The 22111-nt window shown below is 69.7% G+C and carries 26 protein-coding genes and 2 tRNA genes; 16 read left to right on the top strand and 12 right to left on the bottom strand.

Annotated features, from left to right (window positions below):
• Window positions 1-87 precede the first annotated feature (87 nt).
• From PHA84_RS08900 to PHA84_RS08875, 6 genes are all read left to right on the top strand, one after another.
• On the top strand, window positions 88-1287 hold the full coding sequence (locus PHA84_RS08900) for a PucR family transcriptional regulator (RefSeq protein ID WP_270887742.1): 1200 nt from the start codon (window positions 88-90) through the stop codon (window positions 1285-1287).
• Between the two features lie 147 nt (window positions 1288-1434).
• Window positions 1435-2445, top strand: a complete 1011-nt coding sequence (locus PHA84_RS08895) for an ACP S-malonyltransferase (protein ID WP_270887925.1) — start codon at window positions 1435-1437, stop codon at window positions 2443-2445.
• Between the two features lie 2 nt (window positions 2446-2447).
• Window positions 2448-3488 (top strand): beta-ketoacyl-ACP synthase III, encoded by a 1041-nt coding sequence (locus PHA84_RS08890; RefSeq protein WP_270887741.1) that lies wholly within the window; start codon window positions 2448-2450, stop codon window positions 3486-3488.
• Window positions 3489-3585: 97 nt separating this feature from the next.
• Window positions 3586-3834 (top strand): acyl carrier protein, encoded by a 249-nt coding sequence (locus PHA84_RS08885; protein WP_270887740.1) that lies wholly within the window; start codon window positions 3586-3588, stop codon window positions 3832-3834.
• 100 nt (window positions 3835-3934) lie between these two features.
• The gene (fabF, locus tag PHA84_RS08880) at window positions 3935-5179 is read left to right on the top strand and encodes a beta-ketoacyl-ACP synthase II (RefSeq protein WP_270887739.1); all 1245 of its coding nucleotides are present in this window, start codon (window positions 3935-3937) and stop codon (window positions 5177-5179) included.
• 172 nt (window positions 5180-5351) lie between these two features.
• Window positions 5352-5855: a hypothetical protein gene (locus tag PHA84_RS08875; protein WP_270887738.1), complete on the top strand. Its 504-nt coding sequence runs from the start codon at window positions 5352-5354 to the stop codon at window positions 5853-5855.
• A gap of 47 nt (window positions 5856-5902) precedes the next feature.
• Here the strand turns inward: PHA84_RS08875 and PHA84_RS08870 are convergent, their stop codons facing one another.
• Window positions 5903-6418: a DUF3145 domain-containing protein gene (locus PHA84_RS08870; RefSeq protein WP_270887737.1), complete on the bottom strand. Its 516-nt coding sequence runs from the start codon at window positions 6416-6418 to the stop codon at window positions 5903-5905.
• A gap of 265 nt (window positions 6419-6683) precedes the next feature.
• Here PHA84_RS08870 and PHA84_RS08865 point away from each other — a divergent pair.
• Window positions 6684-6760, top strand: a tRNA-Ile gene (locus PHA84_RS08865).
• 86 nt (window positions 6761-6846) lie between these two features.
• Here PHA84_RS08865 and PHA84_RS08860 read toward each other — a convergent pair.
• Window positions 6847-7035 carry a tyrosine-type recombinase/integrase gene (locus PHA84_RS08860; RefSeq protein WP_270887736.1) on the bottom strand — a complete coding sequence of 63 codons (189 nt, stop codon included), beginning with the start codon at window positions 7033-7035 and terminating at the stop codon, window positions 6847-6849.
• 24 nt (window positions 7036-7059) lie between these two features.
• Between PHA84_RS08860 and PHA84_RS08855 the strand changes: the two genes are divergently transcribed.
• Entirely contained in the window at window positions 7060-7254 is a 195-nt protein-coding gene (locus PHA84_RS08855; protein ID WP_270887735.1) for a hypothetical protein, read from the top strand.
• A gap of 97 nt (window positions 7255-7351) precedes the next feature.
• The gene (locus PHA84_RS08850; protein WP_270887734.1) at window positions 7352-7882 is read left to right on the top strand and encodes a hypothetical protein; all 531 of its coding nucleotides are present in this window, start codon (window positions 7352-7354) and stop codon (window positions 7880-7882) included.
• Between the two features lie 79 nt (window positions 7883-7961).
• Here PHA84_RS08850 and PHA84_RS08845 read toward each other — a convergent pair whose 3' ends face one another.
• The 5 genes from PHA84_RS08845 to PHA84_RS08825 all read right to left on the bottom strand — a co-directional run bounded on the left by PHA84_RS08845 (window position 7962) and on the right by PHA84_RS08825 (window position 9924).
• Window positions 7962-8222, bottom strand: coding sequence for a hypothetical protein (locus PHA84_RS08845; protein WP_270887733.1), 261 nt, complete (start codon window positions 8220-8222; stop codon window positions 7962-7964).
• Between the two features lie 645 nt (window positions 8223-8867).
• The gene (locus PHA84_RS08840) at window positions 8868-9107 is read right to left on the bottom strand and encodes a hypothetical protein (RefSeq protein WP_270887732.1); all 240 of its coding nucleotides are present in this window, start codon (window positions 9105-9107) and stop codon (window positions 8868-8870) included.
• Between the two features lie 173 nt (window positions 9108-9280).
• Window positions 9281-9445: a hypothetical protein gene (locus PHA84_RS08835; RefSeq protein WP_270887731.1), complete on the bottom strand. Its 165-nt coding sequence runs from the start codon at window positions 9443-9445 to the stop codon at window positions 9281-9283.
• Between the two features lie 71 nt (window positions 9446-9516).
• Complete coding sequence (locus PHA84_RS08830; protein WP_270887730.1) at window positions 9517-9666, bottom strand: hypothetical protein; 150 nt, start codon at window positions 9664-9666, stop codon at window positions 9517-9519.
• A gap of 117 nt (window positions 9667-9783) precedes the next feature.
• The gene (locus tag PHA84_RS08825; protein WP_270887729.1) at window positions 9784-9924 is read right to left on the bottom strand and encodes a hypothetical protein; all 141 of its coding nucleotides are present in this window, start codon (window positions 9922-9924) and stop codon (window positions 9784-9786) included.
• Between the two features lie 363 nt (window positions 9925-10287).
• Between PHA84_RS08825 and PHA84_RS08820 the strand changes: the two genes are divergently transcribed.
• The 4 genes from PHA84_RS08820 to PHA84_RS08805 all read left to right on the top strand — a co-directional run bounded on the left by PHA84_RS08820 (window position 10288) and on the right by PHA84_RS08805 (window position 13571).
• Window positions 10288-11028, top strand: coding sequence for an amino acid ABC transporter ATP-binding protein (locus PHA84_RS08820; protein ID WP_270887728.1), 741 nt, complete (start codon window positions 10288-10290; stop codon window positions 11026-11028).
• A gap of 66 nt (window positions 11029-11094) precedes the next feature.
• A complete protein-coding gene (locus tag PHA84_RS08815; protein ID WP_270887727.1) occupies window positions 11095-11934 on the top strand; it encodes a glutamate ABC transporter substrate-binding protein in 840 nt (279 codons plus the stop codon).
• Between the two features lie 96 nt (window positions 11935-12030).
• The gene (locus tag PHA84_RS08810) at window positions 12031-12696 is read left to right on the top strand and encodes an amino acid ABC transporter permease (RefSeq protein ID WP_270887726.1); all 666 of its coding nucleotides are present in this window, start codon (window positions 12031-12033) and stop codon (window positions 12694-12696) included.
• A complete protein-coding gene (locus PHA84_RS08805; protein ID WP_270887725.1) occupies window positions 12693-13571 on the top strand; it encodes an amino acid ABC transporter permease in 879 nt (292 codons plus the stop codon). The genes PHA84_RS08810 and PHA84_RS08805 overlap by 4 nt, the downstream gene beginning before the upstream one ends.
• Before the next feature lie 73 nt (window positions 13572-13644).
• On the opposite strand, the gene PHA84_RS08800 is transcribed toward PHA84_RS08805, so the two are convergent.
• From PHA84_RS08800 to dnaG, 3 genes are all read right to left on the bottom strand, one after another.
• A tRNA-Asn gene (locus PHA84_RS08800) sits at window positions 13645-13717 on the bottom strand.
• Window positions 13718-13808: 91 nt separating this feature from the next.
• Complete coding sequence (locus PHA84_RS08795) at window positions 13809-14282, bottom strand: hypothetical protein (protein WP_270887724.1); 474 nt, start codon at window positions 14280-14282, stop codon at window positions 13809-13811.
• A 41-nt stretch (window positions 14283-14323) separates the two neighbouring features.
• Window positions 14324-16273, bottom strand: a complete 1950-nt coding sequence (gene dnaG, locus PHA84_RS08790) for a DNA primase (RefSeq protein ID WP_270887723.1) — start codon at window positions 16271-16273, stop codon at window positions 14324-14326.
• Between the two features lie 229 nt (window positions 16274-16502).
• Between dnaG and PHA84_RS08785 the strand changes: the two genes are divergently transcribed.
• Genes PHA84_RS08785 through PHA84_RS08775 form a run of 3 tightly spaced genes read left to right on the top strand, consistent with a single transcriptional unit; the run spans window position 16503 to window position 20127 of the window.
• The gene (locus PHA84_RS08785; protein WP_270887722.1) at window positions 16503-17534 is read left to right on the top strand and encodes an extracellular solute-binding protein; all 1032 of its coding nucleotides are present in this window, start codon (window positions 16503-16505) and stop codon (window positions 17532-17534) included.
• A gap of 11 nt (window positions 17535-17545) precedes the next feature.
• Window positions 17546-19096: an ABC transporter permease gene (locus tag PHA84_RS08780; protein ID WP_270887721.1), complete on the top strand. Its 1551-nt coding sequence runs from the start codon at window positions 17546-17548 to the stop codon at window positions 19094-19096.
• Window positions 19093-20127, top strand: a complete 1035-nt coding sequence (locus tag PHA84_RS08775; protein WP_270887720.1) for an ABC transporter ATP-binding protein — start codon at window positions 19093-19095, stop codon at window positions 20125-20127. The genes PHA84_RS08780 and PHA84_RS08775 overlap by 4 nt, the downstream gene beginning before the upstream one ends.
• Window positions 20128-20182: 55 nt before the next feature.
• On the opposite strand, the gene PHA84_RS08770 is transcribed toward PHA84_RS08775, so the two are convergent.
• Both PHA84_RS08770 and PHA84_RS08765 read right to left on the bottom strand, forming a co-directional pair.
• Window positions 20183-21412 (bottom strand): deoxyguanosinetriphosphate triphosphohydrolase, encoded by a 1230-nt coding sequence (locus tag PHA84_RS08770; RefSeq protein ID WP_270887719.1) that lies wholly within the window; start codon window positions 21410-21412, stop codon window positions 20183-20185.
• Between the two features lie 9 nt (window positions 21413-21421).
• Window positions 21422-22084 (bottom strand): YdeI/OmpD-associated family protein, encoded by a 663-nt coding sequence (locus PHA84_RS08765; RefSeq protein WP_270887718.1) that lies wholly within the window; start codon window positions 22082-22084, stop codon window positions 21422-21424.
• Window positions 22085-22111 lie beyond the last annotated feature (27 nt).

Raw genomic sequence — 22111 nt, 5'->3', positions numbered from 1 at the left:
GGAGGGTGTCGGAACGCCTGGTGAGCGCCCGAGCTCCTCGCGCCGCGGCCGTACAGGTTGTGGACGGCATACAAATAGACTGCCGGTATGCCGCCCACCTCCGTGAGCACCTCCGCGGCGACTCTGCGTCGCGTCGAGCGCTCGGCGGGAGAGCTGTCCAGCGGAGCCACGCGGCGGATGGAGGCCAGCCATGACTGGTACCGCGCCCTGTCCGCCGAGGACCGCTCCTGGGTCGGCCTCGTCGCCCAGGCCGGTATCGCCGCGTTCATCGCCTGGCTTCGTGACGGTGGGGACCAGATGCCGGTGACAGCGGACGTGTTCGGCACTGCCCCGCGGGAGCTGACCCGCTCCATCACGCTGCGGCAGACCCTCGACCTGGTCCGCTCGGTCGTCGACGTCGTCGAGCAGGACGCCACAGCGCTGGCCGAGCCGGGCGAGGAGCAGGCGCTGCGCGAGTCGGTGCTGCGGTACTCCAGGGAGATCGCTTTCGCGGCGGCTGAGGTCTACGCCCATGCGGCCGAGGCCCGAGGGGCCTGGGACGCCCGGCTCGAGGGCCTGGTGGTCGACGCGGTCCTCCGCGGTGAGGCCGACGACTCGATGCAGTCTCGGGCAGCCGCGTTGGGCTGGGGGTCCACGACCCGCGTTGCCGTCGTGGCGGGCAGCACGCCGGAGGGCAGTCCGGCAGGCGTCGTAGACGCCCTGCGCCGGGCCGCGGAGCGTGTCGGGGTCGACACGCTCGTGGCAGTCCAGGGCCGACGGCTCGTGTGCATCGTCGGCAACGTCGACGATGCCCTCGGTGCTGCGCGGGAGGTCGGCGACCACTTCGGCGACGGACCGCTCGTGGTGGGTCCGACCGTGCCGCACCTGTTCGCAGCCGGACGGTCGGCCCGCGCGGCGCTCGCGGGACAGTCGTGCGCGCAGGCGTGGCCGCACGCGCCGCGGCCCGTGTCGGCGGACGACCTGCTGGCCGAGCGCGTCCTGGTCGGCGACGCGCCAGCCAGGGCCCTTCTGCTCGACCGGATCTGGCACCCGCTGAGCGTGGCCAGCGGCGGCGTACTGCTGGACACGGCGGCGTCGTACCTGGAGTCCGGTGGCGGGCTGGAGGGCACTGCCCGCCTGCTCTTCGTCCACCCCAACACCGTGCGGTACCGGCTGGGGAAGATCGCCGATCTCACGGGCTACCAGCTCACCGACCCCCACGACGCGCACACCGTCAGGATGGCGCTGGCCCTGGGCCGGCTGAGCAGGAGCGGCGCGGCGCGGGGCCGGCAGAGGCGGGACCAGTGACTGCCGCTGTCGGGAGACCTCGTCTTCGGACGTGTCCGCAAGCCCCGGGGCCGGCGCGACGGTTTGGAGGCTTCCTCTAAAAGGAGGGTCGCAGGTTGGTGCCAATCGGTGACGACCTCACACACCGAGGGCGGCAAGGCTGGAACCGTGCTAGCGATCCTCTGCCCCGGACAAGGCTCCCAGACTCCCGGCTTCCTGGCCCCGTGGCTCGAGGTGCCGGGGTTCCGCGACCGGTTGGAGGCCCTGTCGGAGACAGCGGCGCTGGACCTGGTGGCTCACGGGACGACCTCCGACGCACAGACCATCAAGGACACCGCCGTCGCGCAGCCCCTCATCGTGGGTGCCGGCCTGGCGGCCGCGTCGGTGCTCTTCGGCGAAGAGACCGGTGCGAGGGGGCAGGTCACGGCCGGCCATTCCGTCGGAGAGATCACCGCGTCGGCCTTCGCCGGCGTGCTGTCCGACCACGACGCCATGGTGTTCGTGCGTGAGCGCGGTGCCGGTATGGCGGCGGCCAGCGCCCTGACTCCGACCGGGATGAGCGCGGTGCTCGGCGGCGACCCGCAGGAGGTCGCCGAGGTCCTCGGCCGGCACGGTCTGACGGCCGCCAACGCCAACGGAGCCGGGCAGACCGTCGCGGCGGGCACCCTGGAGCAGCTCGCGGCTCTGGCCGGCGACCCTCCCGCCAAGGCGCGGGTCATCCCGCTGCAGGTGGCCGGCGCCTTCCACACCAGGCACATGGCGCCCGCCGTCGAGGCCCTCCGGCGGCTCACCGCCGACTTCGACGTCAGCGACCCCGGGGTCACCCTCCTGTCGAACTCCGACGGCCGCCCCGTGTCCGGCGGCGAGGAGGCGCTGGCGAGGCTGGTCCGCCAGGTCAGCAGCCCCGTGCGCTGGGACGAGTGCATGCGAACCATGGTCGACCTCGGGGTCACCGCCGTGCTGGAGCTGCCACCCGCCGGGACACTGGTCGGACTCGCCAAGCGCGCGATGCCCGGAGTTGCCACACTGGCAGTCAAGACGCCCGACGACCTCGACGCGGCTCGGTCCCTCATCGCAGAGCACGGCCACGCCGGCGGAGATCCTGCTGGCACCGGTTCAACGAAGCCGGCCGCCTCCACAGCCGCCTCGGACCCTACGACCCCCTCTCAGGAAGCCTGAGCATGAGCGCACTCAGCCCCAAGGCCACCGGCCGCCTCACGACCTCTACCGGCGCGGCCCACGCGCGCATCATGGGGGTCGGCGGGTACCGGCCCGAACGCGTGGTCCCCAACTCAGAGATCATCGGCCCGATCAACTCCTCGGACGAGTGGATCCAGGAGCGGTCCGGGATCAAGGCCCGTCGCTTCGCCGCCAAGGACGAGACGGTCGTCGACATGTCGGAGGCGGCGACGCGTGAGGCCCTGGCCATGGCCGAGCTGGAGCCGTCGGACGTGGACGCGATCCTCCTGGCCACGGTGACGCACCCGTACCAGACTCCGGCCGCCGCCCCGATCCTGGCCGATCGCCTGGGCATCCGGTCCGCGGCGATGGACATCTCCGCCGCGTGCGCCGGCTACTGCCACGGCATCGCCCTGGCCAACGACATGGTGCGAGGCGGCAGCGCCCGGCACGTCCTGGTCGTCGGTGTGGAGAAGCTGTCCGACTTCACAGACCCCACGGACCGCGGAACGGCGTTCATCTTCGGGGACGGTGCCGGCGCGGCCGTCGTCGGCCCCTCGGACACCCCGGCCATCGGACCGACCGTCTGGGGGTCCGACGGCTCGCAGTGGGAGGCGATCGCACAGCGGGACACGTGGATCGATGTGAGGGACTCGTGGTCGAGGCCGCAGGATGAGCACCTCGGGTTCCCCGCGATCCTCATGAAGGGCCAGCCCGTGTTCCGGTGGGCGGTCTGGGGGATGGCTCCCGTGGCGCAGAAGGCCATGGACGCCGCGGGGGTGCGTGCCGATGACCTTGACGCCTTCATCCCGCACCAGGCCAACATGCGCATCATCGACGCGATGATCAAGCAGCTGAAGCTTCCGGCCGACATCCCCGTGGCCCGCGACATCGCCGAGACGGCCAACACCTCCGCCGCCTCCATCCCGCTGGCCACCGAGCGGATGCTGCGAGAGGGTGAGGCGCCTCGCGGTGGACTGGCCCTGCAGATCGGCTTCGGCGCGGGGCTGGTGTACGCCGCGCAGGTCGTGGTGCTGCCCTGACGACAGACTCCCGCTGGCCCGCGGGTGAAACACCGGGCCGACCACCCGATCGACATCCGTCGAACACACCAGTGACAACATGAAGGAGCTGAGCCCCATGGCGCAGAGCGAGCAGGAGATCCTCGAAGGCCTGGCCGAGATCGTCAACGAGGAGACCGGTCTGGACACCGAATCGGTGCAGTCCGAGAAGTCCTTCACCGACGACCTCGACATCGACTCCCTGTCGATGATGACCATCGTGGTGAACGCCGAGGAGAAGTTCGGCGTGCGCATCCCCGACGACGAGGTCAAGAACCTCAAGACCGTTGGCGACGCGGTCTCGTTCATCGCCAAGAACCAGAGCTGACCCTCCGCGCGGTGGCGTGCCGGCGGCATACCCGTAGGGCCGCCCGCGCCACCGCGCGACAGCACCACATCGACTCTCCACCCGAAGGAGCACCCACGCCATGACCGCCGAACGACGCGTCGTCGTCACGGGACTCGGAGCCACCACCCCGGTGGGCGGCACCGTCCCCGAGACCTGGGACGCCATCCTGGCCGGCCGGTCCGGCGCCCGCACCATGCCGTTCGACTGGGTCGAGAAGTACGACCTGCCGGTGAAGTTCGCCGCCACGCTTCGCACTCCGGCGGAGGAGGTCCTCTCCAAGGTCGAGATCCGCCGCATGGACCCCAGTGCCCAGTTCGCGCTCATCGCCGCGCGTGAGGCCTGGGCGGATGCTGGCATGCCCGAGGGTGACCCGGAGAGGCTGGCCGCGTGCATCGGCACGGGAATCGGCGGCGTCTGGACGCTGCTGTCGCAGTGGGACAACCTCAGGGAGAAGGGCCCGCGCCGGGTCTTCCCACTGTCCGTCCCGATGCTCATGCCGAACGCCTCGTCCGCCGCCGTGTCACTCGAGATCGGGGCGCGCGCGGGCGCGCATACGCCGGTGTCAGCGTGTGCCTCCGGCCTGGAGGCGATGGGCTACGCGTACGACATGATCCGCGCGGGGCGCGCCGACATCGCCGTCGCTGGGGGCACGGAGGGAGCGGTCCACGCCCTCCCGATCGCCGGGTTTGCCGCGATGCAGGCCCTCTCCACCCGCAACGACGAGCCGGAGAAGGCCTCGCGCCCGTACGACACCGGTCGTGACGGCTTCGTGTTGGGCGAGGGCGCGGCGGTCGTCGTGGTGGAGGAGTACGAGAGGGCGAAGGCGCGCGGCGCCAAGATCTATGCCGAGATCGCCGGCGTCGGCATGTCGTCGGACTCGCATCACATCGCGGCTCCAGAGCCCGAGGGCGCCGGAGCGTCGCGGGCCATGGTGGAGGCCGTGCACCGTGCAGGGCTGTCGCCGAAGGACATCGTGCACATCAACGCCCATGCGACCTCGACCCCCGTGGGGGACGTCGCCGAGTCAAATGCCATCCGCCGCGCGTTCGGCGACGACACCGACGGGATGCCGGTCAGCGCGACGAAGTCCATGACCGGTCACCTCCTCGGTGCTGCGGGTGCGCTCGAAGGAGTGCTGACGATCCTGGCGCTGAAGAACCGGCTGGCTCCGGCGACGATCAACCTCGACGACTTCGACCCGGCCATCCGCCTCGACGTCGTGCATGGTGAGGCGCGCAAGCTCCCAGAAGGGGACATCGCGGGGCTCAACAACTCGTTCGGGTTCGGTGGTCACAACGTCGCGGTGGTGTTCACCTCGGTCTGACGGCCGCTGAGCGTCGTCCGTTCGGTCGACTCCTCGTCCCGGCGCGGGCGTGACCTGCGGTTTTCTCGTATGGTCTGACGCAGCCGAGCGCCACGCCGGCGCAGGGTGAGGGGCGACTTCGATGCTGGGACCGACGGACTCTTCTTGGCGCGCCCAAGAGCGCATCCACATAGTGGACGAGCTCCTTGCGGCGCGGGTGAAGAGCGCCATGTGGAAGCACACGTGGCGGAGTCCCGCGCTCTGGAAGAACGCCCTCGCCGTGATGTCGGTGGTGCTGGTCGTCGGCGCAGTCATGGTGTTCCACCACGGGGCCGACCGCCGCCAGGTGCTGTCGTTCCTGCTGATGTCTGTGCCCGCCGCGGCTGCCGTGGCGTACGCCGGACTGGTCGCCCTGACGATGCAGCGGATCGGCTCCCACCTCGACCGGCAGCTGGTGCCGGGCCGCATGCTGGCGGTCACCATGGGGACCCAGTCTCTGCGTGTCCGCGACCACCAGTCTGCGGTGGAGTACGCGTACCCCGTGATCACCGGCGTCCACCAGTACGGCGACATCGTGGTCATCTCGCGCGGGTCGGCCATGTGGGCCCTGCCCGTGGAGATGTTCGACACGCATGACCTGCACATCCTGCGCGCCCGGGTGGGCCGCGCAGGGCTGCCGACGTCTCTCGTGGGCTGACCGCGCCCGACAGCGCACGAGTGGGCCGACGGGCTGACCAGCCTGGCTCAGCCGACCTTGTGCAGCCAGCGCACCGGCGCACCGTCCCCGGCGTAACGGAAGGCCTCGAGCTCGGCGTCCCAGTCCGCGCCGAGCAGCTCCTCGATCATCTCCGCCATGGCGTCCGGCGACCCCGCCGCCAGCCGGACCACCTCGCGCAGACGGTCCTCGTTGACGACCGCATCGCCGGACGCGGACGTCCAGGTGTGATGGATGCCGAGGGCCGGCGTGTGCGACCACCGGGAGCCGTCGCTGCCGGCACTCGGCTCCTCGGTGATCTCGTAGCGCAGGTTGTCCCAGCCGCGCAGGGTCGAGGCGAGCTTGGCGCCGGTACCTTGCACACCGGTCCACGGGAACTCCGCGCGGACCAGTGCGGCACCGGCTGGCTGAGGGGTCCAGTCGATGGCCAGGCGCCCGTCGAGAACGGACTCGAGCGCCCAGGTGATGTGCGGGCACAACGCCTTGGGGGTGGAGTGAATGAACACCACCCCGCGGGTCATGACACGCGGCATCGCGACAGACATCCGGGCCTCCTTGGTGTGCGAGGGACGTCTTCCCCACGAACCTCTGCACCAGGTTGCTCGGCGTACGCCGCGGCTCTTCAGTTGTCGTTGCACGCACATTCTGCACCAGAATGCACATAAGCACCAGCACTCACAGTCGTCACCGTGATGCGCGCTGCCATTCCACACTGGTGCGACCGGCGCTGCAGTCGCGTCCCTCGCCAGCCGGCGCGTCGCCGGGTGGAGGTAGGCTCACGGCGCCCGAGCGGTAACTCACCGTCGGCGCGGGGCAGTAGCTCAGTCGGTCAGAGCAGCGGACTCATAATCCGTCGGTCGTCGGTTCAAGCCCGACCTGCCCCACCAGTGTCCTCGCAGGTGAGGGGCCTGCGGTGGTCCGGAGGGAGCACCCATGCGGCACCGGCCTGCTACGGATTTGCTAACAGCAGCCCTCACGCGCCCCACACCGCCCGTGTGAAGGTGTCGACGGCGCGGCCGTCGTCGTCGGGAATGGCATCGGCGTAGACGTTCAGGGTCACAGACGGATCCTTGTGACCGAGGCGCTTGGCGACGACGTGCACAGGCACTCCGTCGCGCAGGAGCATCGTGGCGTTACCGAACGTTACCCGCAGCGGCGTCACACCAGGACCCTACGGTGAGTCTTCATGTGGCAGTACAAACTCTTCGACCACGACCCGACCGTCGACCCGCCCTTTGAGCAGTGGGCCGCAGACCTCGCCGAGCAAGGCTGGCGGACTTGGTGCGGGAACGGCGCCGAGATCCTCGAGGCTGGTCGGCCGGTGCTCCGCGTTCCACTGCGCCGGGAGGTCGCCCGGTATGCCGACTACACCAAGGACTGAGATCGGGCCATCGGTGCCACTGGGGGGAGGGGGGCTCGGGCCCCTTCGCAGCCGACCCGCTGGTGGAGGCGCGAGCCGCGCTGTCACTCTATTTCGCGTGAAGATCGCAGCCGTCATCGGTCTTGTGCTGAACGTCACTGGCACCTTCCTTGCGGGAAAGGCGCTCATCCAGGACTACCGCGAAAATGCGCAGGGCGTGCCGCTCTTGCCTTGGTTAGTGGCGGCCCGGCGCTGGGCCGCTAACCAGCTGCCGTTCCGAGGCCCGGTGACTGCGAGCGGAACAGTGTTTCTTGGTGGTGAGGGCATCCTCGTCGCTGAGGGATTAGTGACGCGGCTAATCCCCGATGCGGACGCGCCCACGGAGCGGCAGATCGAGTACCTGCGGCGCGAGGTCGATGCCCTACACCAAGCGCTCGACACCTACCACCGCGAAGCTGACCGACGGATCGACGACGTGAGCCAACAGCTCGCGGGCACGGAGGCGAAGGCGGCAGCAGCAACGTCAGAGGTCGAGCTGCTAGCACGGCGGAATGCCACAAGCACTGTAGGGATGCAGTTGTTTGGGCTCCTGCTCATCGGCATCGGATCCGTCGTGTCGGTCCTACCGGCCGTGCTCGGGTGGAACTAGCGACACCCTCGTCGTCTTTCCCTCGGAACTTGCATCAACTTTGTCCCTCCAACATGGACCGCGCATCTGACACCTTGCGTCAAAAGAAGCCGCCATCGTCAGGGTCGCCGTCGATCGTGGCATGACCGCGGCCCTTAGCCGCCGTCCTAAAACGCTCGATCGCGAACTTGATCGCGTCATAGGCACCGGAGGTCACAAGGCCGACGACGACGTCGCGCAGCGCATCAGCCCCAGCACCCCGGGCCTCCTCCGGACGCTCCCAGTCCGCAACAGTGACGCCCTCGTCCTCGAGCATCTGAACGAGCATCGAAGCGAACGGGGCAATGCCCCGATAGGTCACGCGATACGTCTCAGCATGAGCCCGCACGGTAGCGCCAGCTGGTCCATGAATGGGGGGGGGTTCCCCCGGGTACGCGCACTCGGAGACCGGCCCCGTGGATCCAGCAGCGAGGACACGGGGGCGGTCGCCTCGGGCACAGCGTAAGTCGGCCTGCCACAAGCGACAACCACCCCAGAAGTTGGCGCTATCGCGCTTGGCCGTGCCGGCGCACGTCCCCCCATCCTCCCGCCCCGCCCGCGCCGAGATGTGGCCGGTCTGAGCCGCCTCACCATCCATGTCCACCCGGAGCCGAATGCGGCCGAGCGCTGCCGCTACGACGCAGGCCCGAGATCGGCGCCCTGGCCCTAGAGAACTTCCCCCGTGACACGTAAGACAGCACCCCGCCCGACTGGCCGGTGCTGTCTTGACGTCGAGAGATCGGCTGGGCCTGCATCATTTGTAGCTGATGCGGGTCTAAGCGTCTGCCGTTTCGGTGTCCGACTCGTCCCAACTTCTTGCTAACGGCGTTGCTACGCCACCGCTCAGAATGGACGCCGACAGGGCAGGATGAAGGTGCCCCGCTCCCCCACCCCTGAGCACGTAACCGGGTGGCGGACTATAGGGCAGGACGTAGCGGACGGGACTCATAATCCGTCGGTCGTCGGTTCAAGCCCGACCTGCCCCACCACGGATGAACGGAGGCCTTGCGGGCTCGCGGTGGCCGCGCGGGGCGCCATCGTGGTGGGCGCCGTCGTGACTGCCATCGACGCCGAGGGCCTGGTCCACCTCCGCCTGGCCAAGCGGGCTATGAGCCTGAGCCACCGCTTCCAGGAGGTCGCCCAGCAGCTCGATCTCCTCCTCCAGGGTGGAGTCGTGCAGCTCCGGGGCCGGGTCGATGTCAGCCATGGTTGAGGTCCTTCTCCCGACAGCAGCGCTAGTTGGGTCAGCTCCGTCCGCGCAGTCGCGGGGACCCCTACAGCGGGCTCGAGTCCGTCTGTTCGACCTCGGGACCATCCTGCCTGACGTCAGACTGGGGCGTCGATGGCTCAACGTGACCCCCTGGACCCCCCGGCGCCTAGTCACCCCATGCTTCGCGCCTCGGTGAGCAACGACACCCGCTTGTCCCTCGCCTCCTCGGTCGTCAGCCAGCCGGCACGCGCCAGCCGCTCCAGCAGCTCCAGCCGCTCCTCATACCTGAGCGGGCGCGGCGTCGGCACGGTTGGCGGTGTCAGCAGAACAGGCACGAACGGCACCTCTGGTAGGAGGTGGGGGCGAAGATGGGGCCTCGACTGGGGAAACCCCTGGCCACCGCGGCTCACCGATCCACTCCCAGGGCCCGGTCCACCTCTGCCTGACAGAGAGGCCGGCCGGCCTGGGTGGCCGCTGCGATCACGTCACCCAGCAGAGCGATCTCCTCCTGGAGGACGTCGTCGTTGAGCCTCTCGGCCGGGTCGATGGAGGTCATCCGGTCTCGCCTCCCAGGCAGAAATGGAACGTACGACTCCTCTAACGAGCCGCGAGCCTGGAGGGACCGGCCCACCCCCCAGAATCATCCGAACGGACGATGCCGGTCCGGCTGGTCTCAGGGGCCGCGGCGACCCTCCTTGTCCCAGTCCTTGGGCGGCTTCCGGCCGTTGTTCCTCGCCAGGACGAGCACGTAGAGAGCCATCAGCAACACAATCGCTCCAAGGCCGAGGAAGATGAAGGTGGCATCTCTGTTCATGGGGATTTCCGTTCGTCGCGGAGATGCCTGGGGACATACCCGACACCTTGGCCTTCAATCCTGAGCCGCCGCACCGTGTGTAGCGGTAGCGCTGACCCTCGGCATGGGACGCCTCTCTCCTCCGAAGGAGGCCGACGGGACCTCGCGAGGAGACGAGGTCTCCAAAGCCGGAGCGCTGGTCCGTTCCGGCGCCGGCGGCAGCCTCACCGACAGGGCTGTCCACATCGCCGCAAAGGGCCGGCAGCCGCTGTTGCGAGAAGCACGCCGCCGGCCGGGCCACCCTCGCCCACCGCACGTTGCCATTACGTGACGGTGTGGGCGCGGGTGGTTCACGGACCGCCACGAACCGGTAGGTTGCCGGTCATGACGGAGCCACTCGTCGTCCTCAAGGACGTCAACAAGCACTTCGGCGACCTGCACGTCCTCCGGGACATCAACCTGACCATCGGCAAGGGCGAGGTCGTCGTCGTGATCGGCCCCTCCGGCTCGGGCAAGTCGACGCTGTGCCGGACCATCAACCGGCTGGAGACGTTCGAGAGCGGCAGCATCACCATCGACGGAAACGCCCTTCCCGAGGAGGGCAAGGACCTCGCCCGGCTGCGGGCCGACGTCGGCATGGTGTTCCAGTCGTTCAACCTCTTCGCGCACAAAACCATCCTCGACAACGTGACCCTCGGCCCGGTCAAGGTCCGCAAGGCTTCCAAGTCGGCGGCCGAGAAGCGCGGCATGGAGCTGCTCGAGCGCGTGGGCGTCGCGCAACAGGCGAACAAGTTCCCGGCACAGCTCTCCGGCGGGCAGCAGCAGCGCGTGGCGATAGCCAGGTCACTGGCCATGGAGCCCAAGGTGATGCTGTTCGACGAGCCGACCTCCGCGCTCGACCCCGAGATGATCAACGAGGTCCTCGACGTCATGGTCGGCCTCGCCCGAGAGGGCATGACCATGGTCGTCGTGACGCACGAGATGGGGTTCGCCCGCAAGGCGGCCAACCGCGTCGTGTTCATGGCCGACGGCCAGATCGTCGAGGAGAACGAGCCCGAGGGCTTCTTCACGGCCCCCCGTTCCGAGAGGGCCAAGGACTTCCTCGGGAAGATCCTGACGCACTGAGCGACGTCACCGAGCCACTCGACCGAGGCGCAGTCCGCGCTGCGACCAACCATCAGGAGGAAACAGATGAACGTACGTCAGATTGGCGCCGTCGCCGCCGCATCGGTGCTGGCGCTCGGCCTGACCGCATGCGGAGACAGTGGCAAGAGCAGCGGCAGCGGAGGAGGCAGCGGCGCCAAGTTCAAGGTCGGCATCAAGTTCGACCAGCCCGGCCTGGGCCTCAAGGAGGGTTCGAAGTACACCGGCTTCGACGTCGACGTTGCCACCTACGTCGCGAAGGAGCTCGGTCACAAGGCGAGCGACATCCAGTGGGTGCAGGCGCCCTCGGCGCAGCGCGAGACGCTTCTCTCCACCGGCCAGGTCAACATGGTGGTCGCGACGTACTCCATCACCGACGCCCGCAAGGAGAAGGTCTCGTTCGCAGGCCCGTACTTCGTCGCCGGCCAGGACCTCCTCGTGAGGTCGGACGAGACGGCGATCACCGGTCCGGAGACGCTGACGGGCAAGAAGCTGTGCTCGGTGACCGGGTCGACCCCGGCGCAGAAGATCAAGGCCAAGTACCCCGGGGTGCAGCTGCAGGAGTTCGGCACCTACTCCGAGTGCGTGGCGGCGCTGGTCTCCAAGGGCGTCGACGCCGTGACCACGGACAACACGATCCTTGCCGGGTACGCCTCGCAGGCGCAGTACAAGGGCAAGCTCAAGGTCGTGGGCAAGCCGTTCTCCGAGGAGCGCTACGGCATCGGCCTGAAGAAGGGCGACAAGGCCACCTGCGAGAAGGTGAACAGCGCGATCGCCAAGATGGTGAGCTCCGGGGAGTGGCAGAAGGCCGTGGACGCCAACCTCGGGCCGGCAGGGTTCAAGGTCGACACCGCGACCAACCCTCCCAAGCAGGATCCCTGCACCTGACCCGTCCGCTGACCGCTCCGGTATCCCGCCCCCTCACCCCGGCGGCATACCGGAGACGCCTCCTTCGCTCACGCTCCGCAACGGAAGGGCCCCTGCATGGGTGACATCCTGAGCAAGTACGACATCCTCGGCGCCTTCGGCCTGACGGTCTACCTGGCGGTCTTCTCCGCCATCGGCTCGCTGGTCCTGGGAACCCTGGTGGCAGTGATGCGTGTGTCGCCGGTGTCGGTGCTGCGCCTCCTCGGCACCTGGTACGTCAACATCTTCCGTAACACGCCACTGACGCTGCTGATGGTCTTCAGTGTGCTGGGGATGACCTACATCCTCGGGCTCAACCTCGACCCGAGCGACATCAAGGGGAACGCGACGCGGTGGGCCATCGTGATGCTGTCGATCTACCACGCCGCGTTCGTCTGTGAGGCCTTGCGCTCGGGAGTGAACACCGTTCCGGCGGGGCAGGCCGAGGCTGCCCGGGCGATGGGCCTCACCTTCGGCCAGAGCATGCGTCACGTCCTGCTGCCACAGGCCTTCCGCGGTGCCATCGCGCCGCTGGGCTCCACGTTGATCGCGCTCGTCAAGAACACCACCGTGGCGGCGGTGATCGGGGTTGCGGAGGCAGCGAACCTCATGGCCGTCATCATCGAGAACGAGACGGGCGCCCTCGCGGTCTTCGTGATCTTCGCCGTCGGGTTCGTCATCCTGACCCTGCCGCTCGGGCTGCTGTTCACCAGCATGTCGCGACGACTGGCGGTGAAGCGATGAGCACGTCCGTCCTCTTCGACGCCCCCGGGCCCCGGGCCCGACGGCGACACGCCATCCTGTCGGCCCTCGGTGTGCTCCTGGTGGTTGCGCTCGCCTTCGTGGCAGTCCGCAAGATGCAGGACGCCGGCCAGCTGAAGGCCGAGATGTGGAAGCCGTTCGTCACCGACCGCGCGGTGTGGCGCGACTACCTCGTTCCGGGGCTCTGGGGAACCTTCAAGGCGGCCCTGGTCTCGATCGTCCTGGCGGGGGCCTTCGGCCTGGTCTTCGGTATCGGGCGCCTTTCCCACGTCACTGCGGTGCGCTGGTTCTGCGGGATCGTCGTCGAGTTCTTCCGCTCGGTTCCCGTGCTACTGATGATGATCTTCGCCTACTTCGGCATATACAGCCGCAGCGACATCTTCTCCAGCGAGACGGCGCCCCTCGCGGCGGTCGTCACCGGGTTGACCCTGTACAACGGCTCGGTGGTCGCCGAGCTGGTCCGGTCGGGTGTCTTCTCGCTGCCCAAGGGCCAGGCCGAGGCCGGGCTCTCCATCGGGCTGACGCCCGCCCAGACCCTGCGGTCGATCCAGCTTCCCCAGGCCCTCACGGCCATGCTGCCCGCGCTCATCGGTCAGTTCGTCGTCGTCCTGAAGGACTCCGCGCTGGGCTACCAGATCACCTATCTTGAGCTGCTCAACTGGTCCAAGACGCTGGGCTCGGCGTTCGCCAACACCGTCCCGGCGTACATCGTGGCTGCGCTCCTGTTCATCCTCGTGAACTACTCGCTCACGGTCGTCGCCTCTCGCGTCGAGCGGCGCCTGAGCCGGCGGGGTCGTCCGACGGTGCACGAGGCTACGGCCGTCCACGCGCCGGTGGAGCCGGCGACTGCCACCTGAGGCGCAGCACAACCAAGACCACGCGGAGCAACGACGAAGGCCCGGATCCGCCGACCCGGGCCTTCGTGCTGCGCTCCCCCGGTTGGACTCGAACCAACAACCTGCCGATTAACAGTCGGCTGCTCTGCCAATTGAGCTACAGGGGAAGGACCGTCGGCGGCTCCGCGTCCGGCGCTGCGCAACCATAGCAAAGGATGGCGGGGCGGCAGAAAACGGCCTGAGGGGCGTCCGGGTGCGTTACAGGCCTACCTGTTCCCGCAGATACGCCAGGGCCTCCTCGCTGCGCATGACCACCTCCGGATCGTCACGCCTCACGCCCCGTCCCAGCACCACCTGCTCCACCAACTCACCGGTGCCCAGGTCCTGACGGATGACTGCGCGTGCCGAGCGGCGGGGTCCGAGGTCCACCCGCTGCAGCAGCACGACGCTGGCCTGGACGCGCTCGCGCACCGTCTCCGGGAGCAGGGACGCCGGTCCCAGCACCCACTGCCCCGGTCTGCCACCGTCGACCCAGGTCACCGTGAGCTGGCCCAGCTCCGAGGACCACGTGCCGGCATCCACCTCGTGCCAAGGCCGGGCCAGCAGACGGCTACCGTCAGCCCCCACGGCGTACAGCCGGTGGTTCGTGGCGACCACCACCGTGCCGGAGGCCCCCTCGCGGCTCCAGGCCAGCACTCGTTCTCCGGGGCCACGACCGAGTGCAGTCCTCACTGCCGGGGGCAGCCTCTGCGAGCGGCGCAGGGGCAGCCGCATCAGCTCGCCCTGTCCCGGAACCGTGCCAGCTCCCGCTGGAGGTCCTGCAGCTCTGCGCTCAGGGCCCGTGCCTTGGCGGGGTCGGTCTGCGGATCGGCTGCCATCCGCCGCATCGCGGACATCGCGTCACCGATCTTCCGGGTGAGCAGCACCTCCTGGACGCGCACGAGCAGCGCGTCGATGTAGCGGCGTTCCGGCAGGCCGGTCGCCTTGTCGAACCGCGTCGGAAGCGATGCCACGGCGAGCTCGGCGACGAGCCCCTTGACCGCCAGAGCGGACGCGTTGGTCACCCTGTCCGCCCAGGCCTGGGCCGAGAGCCCGCGCTGCGGCCCTCCGGCGCCGCGTACACCGTCGAAGACAGCGCGGTGGGCCGGTGCCGTGAAGGCCTCCGGCGAGAGTGCGTCGACGTCGGCGCCGCTGAAGCTGTCCGGGTACTGCAGAAGGGTCTGCAGCAGCTGTCGCTCGGCGAACACCACAGGGTCCCGCAGGTCGGGCGTCGGCAGGGCGGCCCGCGCCTCCTCGACGGACGGCTCCGGCACCGCGTCGACATCCAGGCGCGAGGACCCCACCGTCGCCTCCGCTCCGACAGCGCCTTCCCGGGCCGCCACCCGTGCCGCCCGGGCCACCTCCGCCCGCACCTGCTCGACCTCTACGCCGATCCACCCGGCCACCGTGCGGATGTACTCGGGGCGCATGGAGCTGTCGCGGATGCTGTTGACTATCGGCGCAGCGGCGCGCATCCCCTGGACCCGCCCCTCCGCGGTGCGCAGGTCGAACCGGTCGATGGTGGTGCGGACCGCGAACTCGAACATGGGCACCGCGTCGTCCACCAGGTGGCGTACGGCGTCGTCACCTTTGGCGATCCGGAGGTCACACGGGTCCATCCCGCCGTCCGCGACGGCGACGAACGACTGCGACGCCCACCGCTGGTCCTCCCCGAAGGCGCGCATCGCCGCCTTCTGCCCTGCGGCGTCCCCGTCGAAGGTGAAGACGACCCGGGCCGGGGCCAGGTCCGCCTCGTCGCGCATGATGCGACGCAGCACCTTGATGTGGTCGACGCCGAACGCTGTGCCACAGGTCGCCACGGCGCCCTCGACACCGGCCAGGTGGCACGCCATCACATCGGTGTAGCCCTCCACCACGACGGCCTTGCGCTCCGCCGCGATGGACTTCTTCGCCGCATCGAGGCCGTAGAGCACCGTTGACTTCTTGTAGATGGGCGTCTCTGACGTGTTGAGGTACTTCGCCGCGATCCGGTCGTCGTCGAACAGCCGCCTGGCCCCGAACCCCACGGTGTCGCCGGTGATGTCCCGGATCGGCCAGACCAGCCGGCCGCGGAAGCGGTCGTAGAGCCCGCGGCTGCCCCGCCCAGACAACCCGCCCAGCGTCAGCTCCTCCTCGGTGAACCCCTTGCCGCGCAGATGCCGCGACAGCTCCTCGCCACCCCGGGGCGCGAAGCCGACCCCGAAGAGCTTCGCCGCCGCGCTGTCGAACCCCCGCTCGCGCAGGAAGTCGCGGCCGGCTCGCGCCTCCGGAAGGTCGAGCAGCGCGCGGTGGTAGAACTCCTGAGCCACCCGGTGTGCCTCGAGCAACCGCGACCGCCTACCGAGGCTCTCCCCGTCACGGCCGGTGGGCCGGCCGCCCTCCTCGTAGTGCAGCTCCATCCCTAGCCTCTGGGCCAGCCGCTCGACGGCCTCGGTGAAGGTGAGGTGCTCGACCTTCTGGAGGAACGAGATGACGTCCCCGCCCTCACCGCAGCCGAAGCAGTGCCAGGCGCCCACGGTGGACCGGATCGTGAATGAGGGTGTCTTCTCGTCATGGAACGGACACAGGCCCTTCATCGAGCCGGGTCCGGCTGGGCGCAGGGTGACGTGCTCCCTCACGACGTCCTCGATCGAGGACCGCTCCTTGACGAGCGCGATGTCGTCGGTCTTGATCCGACCCGCCACAGCCCCTCCTTGTCGCCGCCGCCGAGTCTAGGTGGTGTCCGACGCTGGCCGGGGTCGGGCTACACCCCTTCCGCGTCCAGTGCGCATCTCCGTGCCAGCGGAGGTGCGATTTCGGCCTTGGAACCACGGTAGGTAAGGTAAGCCTTGCCTTTACAGTGTCGTGACGGCCTCAAGGCCGGGCGCCGCACTTCCCCGGCATACTCCCGACCCCTCCTGGAGGACCCCCGTGATGCGCCGACGGACCGCCCTGGCCACCCTGGGCACGACTGTTCTGCTGGCCCTGACGGCGTGCGGGGGCAGCGGCAGCCTGGAAGCCGGCAAGGACCTGGACCCGGACAAGCTCACGATCTACAGCGCGCAGCACGAGAACCTCACCCAGGCGTGGGCGAAGAAGTTCCAGGAGCAGTCGGGCATCAAGGTGCAGATCCGGTACGGGAGCGACTCGTCGATGGCTGCGCAGATCGTCCAGGAGGGCGCCAAGTCCCCGGCCGACGTGTTCCTCACCGAGAACTCCCCCGCCATGACCACCGTCCAGAACGCCGGGCTGCTCGCCAAGGTGGACGCCCCGACACTCGCTCAGGTGGGCAAGGGGTACGCCCCGTCGACGGGCGACTGGGTCGGGATCGCGGCCCGTTCGACGGTGCTCGTCTACAACCCGGGCAAGATCTCCGAGGCGGAGCTGCCGAAGTCGCTCATGGACCTCCAGGACCCCAGGTGGGCCGGACGGTGGGGCGCCGCCGCAGGAGGCGCGGACTTCCAGGCCATCGTCAGTGCGGTGCTCGCGACGCAGGGCGAGGCCAAGACCGCGGCGTGGCTCAAGGCCCTCAAGGACGGCGGCAAGATCTACCAGAACAACATCGCCGTGATGAAGGCGGTGAACTCCGGCCAGGTGCCCGTCGGGATCATGTACCACTACTACTGGTACCGCGACCAGGCGCTGACCAAGGCCGGGAGCAAGAACACCAGGCTGCTCTACTTCCGCCACCATGACCCGGGCGCCTTCGTCAGCATCTCGGGCGGCGCGGTGCTGAAGTCGAGCAGGCACGGTGCCAACGCGCAGAAGTTCCTCGCGTTCGTGACCGGCCAGGCAGGGCAGAAGGTGCTGGCGACGAGTGACGCCAAGGAGTATGCCGTGGGCAGGGGCGTGGCGTCCGATCCCGCCCTGGAACCGTTGGCCTCGCTGGAGGCGCCCGCCGTCGACCCGGCGCGGCTCAACGGCCCCGAGGTGATCCAGCTCATGACGAAGGCGGGACTGCTCTAGGTGACGAGCCGATGACCAGACCCCCGCGCGGCGCCTCCGGTGCCACGCCCGCGCCCGTCGTGGCGGCCAGCCTGGCCGTCGCGGCGCTCTGCGTACTGCCGTTGCTGGTCGTGGTGCTCAAGGCGTTCGAGGTCGGTCCGGCACAGGCCTTCGACCTGCTGTGGCGACCGCGCGTCGGAGAGCTGCTGCGCAACACCGCCTCCCTCGTCCTCGTCACCGTGTCGCTGACCACCGTGCTGGGGGTGTGCGCGGCCTGGCTCGTGGAGCGGACGAGCCTGCCCGGTGCCCGCTACTGGCGGGTCCTCATGGTGTGCCCGCTGGCCGTCCCCGCCTTCGTCAACAGCTACGCCTGGGTGACGGTCCGGCCTGACCTCGAAGGCCTCGGCGGCTCCGTCCTCGTCACGACCCTGTCGTACTTCCCCTTCGTCTTCCTGCCCGTGGCGGCAGTGCTGCGGGGGCTGGACCAGGGCCTGGAGGACTCGGCCCGCTCCCTGGGCCTGAGCCCCTGGGCAGCCTTCTTCCGCGCGGTCCTGCCGCAGCTGCGACCGGCGGCGCTGGGCGGCATGCTACTGGTCGCGCTGCACCTGCTGTCCGAGTTCGGCGTCCTGGCCATGCTGCGCTTCAACACGTTCACCACGGCGATCCTCGAGCAGTTCCAGGTGGCCTTCAGCAACAGCGCGGGCAGCCTGCTCGCCGTCGTCCTCATCGCGCTGTGCCTGGCCCTGCTCACGGTGGAGTCCCTGCTCCGCGGGACGCTGCGCCACGCCCGCCTGGGTCGCGGGGCGGCACGCCGGGCGCTGTCTGCTCCGCTCGGCCGCTGGACCGTCCCGGCGTTGGTGTTCATGACGGCGCTGACCGTGCTGGCGCTCGGCGTGCCGCTGGGCAGCCTGGTGTACTGGTTCTCCGCCGGGGGCCAGTCGGAGAGCGGTTTCGACCCGGCCGAGCTCGCCGCGACGGTGTGGGGCACGCTACGGCTGGCCACCTCCGCAGGCCTGGTCAGTGTGGCCGCCGCCTTCCCGGTCGCGTGGCTCATCGCTCGTCGCCGAAGCTGGCTGTCGGTGCTGGTGGAACGAGCCACGTACGTCGCGTCCTCCCTGCCGGGGGTCGTCATCGCCCTTGCCCTGGTGACGCTTTCGGTGCGGTACGCCCGCCCGGTCTACCAGACGAGCGTGGTGACCGTCGCCGCGTACACCATCCTCTTCATCCCCCTCGCCATGGTGACGATCCGGGCCGCGATGGCACACGCTCCGGAGGAGCTCATCGAGGCGGCGAGGGCGCTGGGTGACGGGCCGCTCAGGGCCTTCCTCCGAGTCATGGTGCCGCTCACGGCGCCCGGCGCCCTGGCCGGGTTCGCGATGGTGTTCATCGCAACCGCCACCGAGCTCACGGCGACCCTGCTGCTCGCCCCCACGGGGACGCAGACACTGGCCACCGCGTTCTGGAGCGCGAGTGAGAGCATCGACTACGCGGGCGCGGCACCGTACGCAGCGACGATGGTGCTGGTCTCCGCCCCGCTGACGTACCTGCTGCTGCGCCGAGCCGAGGAGGAGCCGACCCCGTGACAACGCTGCGCATCCGCGGTGTCGCCGCGTCGTACGACGGGCGCCCGGTCCTGCACGGCCTCGACCTCCTCGTGCCCTCGGGCACCACCGCGGCCATCCTGGGCCCGTCGGGCTGCGGCAAGACCACCCTGCTGAGGGTGGTCGCCGGCTTCCAGACCCCTGACGCCGGGACGGTGGCCCTGGACGACCAGGTGGTGGTGGGACCGGGGACGTGGGTCGCGCCCGAGCGGCGCGGTGTGGGGTATGTCGCCCAGGAGGGGAACCTGTTCCCCCACCTCAGCGTGGGGGCCAACGTCGCCTACGGCCTGCCCCGCGCTGCCCGCAGGTCGGGCGAAGGAGTGGCCGAGCTGCTCGACCTGGTCGGCCTGAGCCCCGAACTCGCCGCCCGTCGCCCCGACCAGCTCTCCGGTGGACAGCAGCAGCGGGTCGCCCTGGCCAGGGCGCTCGCCCGTCGCCCGAAGGTGGTCCTGCTCGACGAGCCGTTCTCCTCTCTCGACGCCGGGCTGCGGGCTACGACCCGTGAGGCGGTGGCAGACGCCTTGGCGAAGCAGGAGGTGACCGTGGTGCTCGTGACGCACGACCAGGCCGAGGCGCTGTCCTTCGCCGACCAGGTCGCGATCATGCACGCGGGTCACTTCTCACAGGTCGGCTCCCCTGCGGAGGTCTACGCCAGGCCCGCGGACCGGCACGCCGCAGCGTTCCTGGGCGACGCGGTCTTCCTGCACGGAAAGGCAGACGGCACGTCGGTCAGCACTGCTCTCGGCCGGCTCCGGGTGCACCAGCCGGCTCCGGAGGGCACCGTGGACGTCCTCATCAGACCCGAGCAGATCCAGCTCGGCGCGATGGCGCCCGGCGTGCCATGCGCCGAGGTGCTCTCGACGACGTACTTCGGCCACGACGCGCTCGTGGCCCTGAGGCTGCAGGCGGACCACACCGTCGTGACGGCCAGGGTCAACGGGACCGACGTGCCGCCGACCGGGTCCATCGTCGGACTGTCCGTCATCGGTGAGGCACGGGCCTTCGAGCACTGAGCCAGCCACAGAGCCAGCACAGAGCCAGCACGGAGGTACGGTTAGCTTCCGCCGCTCAGCTCCAGCGGGCGTGCAGCACCATTGCCCGGACGTCGGTCAGCGACGCGACCTGGTCCACCACGACCCGCAGTGCCCCGCTGTCGGACTCCGCGGCCTTCCAGTCCTCGAGCAGGTCGGGGTCGAGCCTGGCGACCGGGTCCTCGCGGTACGCCTCCACGAGGTCACGGACCACCTCTCGCTGCCTGGCCATCACGGGGACCCGCTCGTGCGCGTGCATGACGAAGTGGGCGGCCACCGCTTTGAGGACGGCACACTCCGCCCGGGTGCCCTCCGGCACCACGAGGTTGGCGTCGTACCGCGTCAGCGGGCCGAACCCATAGCGTTCCCGGGTGGCCAGCTCCACGGCGAGCACGAACCGCCCGATGAGCCTCGAGGTCATGTCCTTCAGCGCTGCCCGGTCCCCTCGCGACCCCTCGTAGGCGGTCGGCACCGCCCCAGTGGCCAGAAGCCTCTCCAGGGCCCCTCCCAGGGAGCCGACGCCGAGGTCCGGGGCGTACAGTGCCGTCGCCACGGCGAGCACCCTGTCCACGTCCGTGCTGTCCCGCAGCCGGCGCAGGTCCAGGCGTCCCGAGGCGATGGCGTCCTCGACGTCGTGGACCGAGTACGCGACGTCGTCCGACCAGTCCATGACGTCCGCCTCCAGACACCGCTGCGGGGTGGTACGGCCCTCGCGGTACCACTCGAACACGGGTAGGTCGTCGGCGTACACGCCGAACTTCGCGGTGCCACCCGGTCCCTTCCCGCGCCGCCAGGGGTACTTCGTCGTGGCGTCAAGGGTGGCCCGGGTGAGGTTGAGACCGGCCGGACGGCCGTCGGCATGGACGCGCTTCGGCTCCAGGCGGCTGAGCAGCCGCAGCGTCTGGGCGTTGCCCTCGAACCCGCCGATCTCCGCCGCCATCGCGTCCAGCGCCTCCTCGCCGTTGTGTCCGAACGGAGGGTGACCCAGGTCGTGGGCCAGACAGGCGGAGTCCACCACGTCGGCGTTGCAGCCGAGGGCGGCCCCGAACTCCCGGCCGATCTGGGCGACCTCCAGGGAGTGGGTGAGCCGGTTGCGGACGAAGTCGTCGTCGCCCGGTTGGACCACCTGCGTCTTGGCGGACAGCCGGCGCAGCGAGGCGCTGTGTACGAGTCGGGCTCGGTCGCGGGCGAAGTCGTCCCGGTCGGCCAGCTTGAGGACGGGATCCTCGCGCACCCAGCGCTCCCGGTCGACCTCGGTGTAGCCCACGAGGGAACTCTAGGACCCGGCTGCCGCCCTGGCCGCCTCGGCGGCTCGCTCGACCCACTTCGGCGCGGTGCCGTAACGCTGTGTGGCGATGAGCCGGCCCTGCGCGCTGTCCTCGAGGAGCTGGGCCATCCGCTTGTCCCTGGTGGCCTGCTGCTTGGCCGTCACCACCCAGTTCACGCAGATCTTGCGGTACGACGGCGTCGCCTGCTCCCAGAACGCGGAAGCCGCCTGGTCGGCAGCCAGCTGCGCGGCGTACTCGGACGGAAGGTCGAGCTCGCCCGGCTGTTCGTAGGCATAGACGACCGACCGCTCGGGACGCCTGCGCGCGTACGCCGCCAGTCCCGGCGGCCGCATCCGCCCCTGCGCCTTGAGCCGGTCCACCGCGGCGATGTTGATTGCGCTCCACGTGCTGGACGGCTTCCGGGGGGTCCAGCGCTGGCGGATGGTGTCCTCGTCGATGCGCTGGGACATCGAGTCGATCCAGCCCCAGCACAGCGCCTCGAGGACGGCGTCCTCCCACGTGAGCCCGCGGTCAGGCACGTGTTTCTTGTGGAGCCCCATCCACAGCTCGGGCGCGGTGTCGTGGTTCTCCTCCAGCCAGGCGCCGAACTCCTCCGGTCCCGAGAAGAACAGGGCAGGACGCTCCGGTGTCCCGCCCGGTGTGCCGACCATGCAGGCAGCCTCTCACGGCCGTGCGAC

The organism is Pedococcus sp. 5OH_020 (assembly GCF_027812955.1).
Classification (GTDB): domain Bacteria; phylum Actinomycetota; class Actinomycetes; order Actinomycetales; family Dermatophilaceae; genus Pedococcus.
Note: the sequence above shows the minus strand (reverse complement) of the source record. Positions and strands in the feature narration are given on the sequence as shown.

Bases quoted from the DNA above. Each gene is read 5' to 3' on its own strand.
- PHA84_RS08890 (WP_270887741.1), top strand. From the start codon at position 2,448: ATGAGCGCACTCAGCCCCAAGGCCACCGGCCGCCTCACGACCTCTACC.
- PHA84_RS08820 (WP_270887728.1), top strand. From the start codon at position 10,288: ATGACGGAGCCACTCGTCGTCCTCAAGGACGTCAACAAGCACTTCGGC.
- PHA84_RS08805 (WP_270887725.1), top strand. From the start codon at position 12,693: ATGAGCACGTCCGTCCTCTTCGACGCCCCCGGGCCCCGGGCCCGACGG.
- PHA84_RS08785 (WP_270887722.1), top strand. From the start codon at position 16,503: ATGCGCCGACGGACCGCCCTGGCCACCCTGGGCACGACTGTTCTGCTG.
- PHA84_RS08810 (WP_270887726.1), top strand. From the start codon at position 12,031: ATGGGTGACATCCTGAGCAAGTACGACATCCTCGGCGCCTTCGGCCTG.
- PHA84_RS08815 (WP_270887727.1), top strand. From the start codon at position 11,095: ATGAACGTACGTCAGATTGGCGCCGTCGCCGCCGCATCGGTGCTGGCG.
- PHA84_RS08780 (WP_270887721.1), top strand. From the start codon at position 17,546: ATGACCAGACCCCCGCGCGGCGCCTCCGGTGCCACGCCCGCGCCCGTC.
- PHA84_RS08830 (WP_270887730.1), bottom strand. From the start codon at position 9,666: ATGACCTCCATCGACCCGGCCGAGAGGCTCAACGACGACGTCCTCCAG.
- fabF (WP_270887739.1), top strand. From the start codon at position 3,935: ATGACCGCCGAACGACGCGTCGTCGTCACGGGACTCGGAGCCACCACC.
- PHA84_RS08765 (WP_270887718.1), bottom strand. From the start codon at position 22,084: ATGGTCGGCACACCGGGCGGGACACCGGAGCGTCCTGCCCTGTTCTTC.
- PHA84_RS08840 (WP_270887732.1), bottom strand. From the start codon at position 9,107: ATGGCTGACATCGACCCGGCCCCGGAGCTGCACGACTCCACCCTGGAG.
- PHA84_RS08870 (WP_270887737.1), bottom strand. From the start codon at position 6,418: ATGTCTGTCGCGATGCCGCGTGTCATGACCCGCGGGGTGGTGTTCATT.
- PHA84_RS08885 (WP_270887740.1), top strand. From the start codon at position 3,586: ATGGCGCAGAGCGAGCAGGAGATCCTCGAAGGCCTGGCCGAGATCGTC.
- PHA84_RS08855 (WP_270887735.1), top strand. From the start codon at position 7,060: ATGTGGCAGTACAAACTCTTCGACCACGACCCGACCGTCGACCCGCCC.
- PHA84_RS08900 (WP_270887742.1), top strand. From the start codon at position 88: ATGCCGCCCACCTCCGTGAGCACCTCCGCGGCGACTCTGCGTCGCGTC.
- PHA84_RS08825 (WP_270887729.1), bottom strand. From the start codon at position 9,924: ATGAACAGAGATGCCACCTTCATCTTCCTCGGCCTTGGAGCGATTGTG.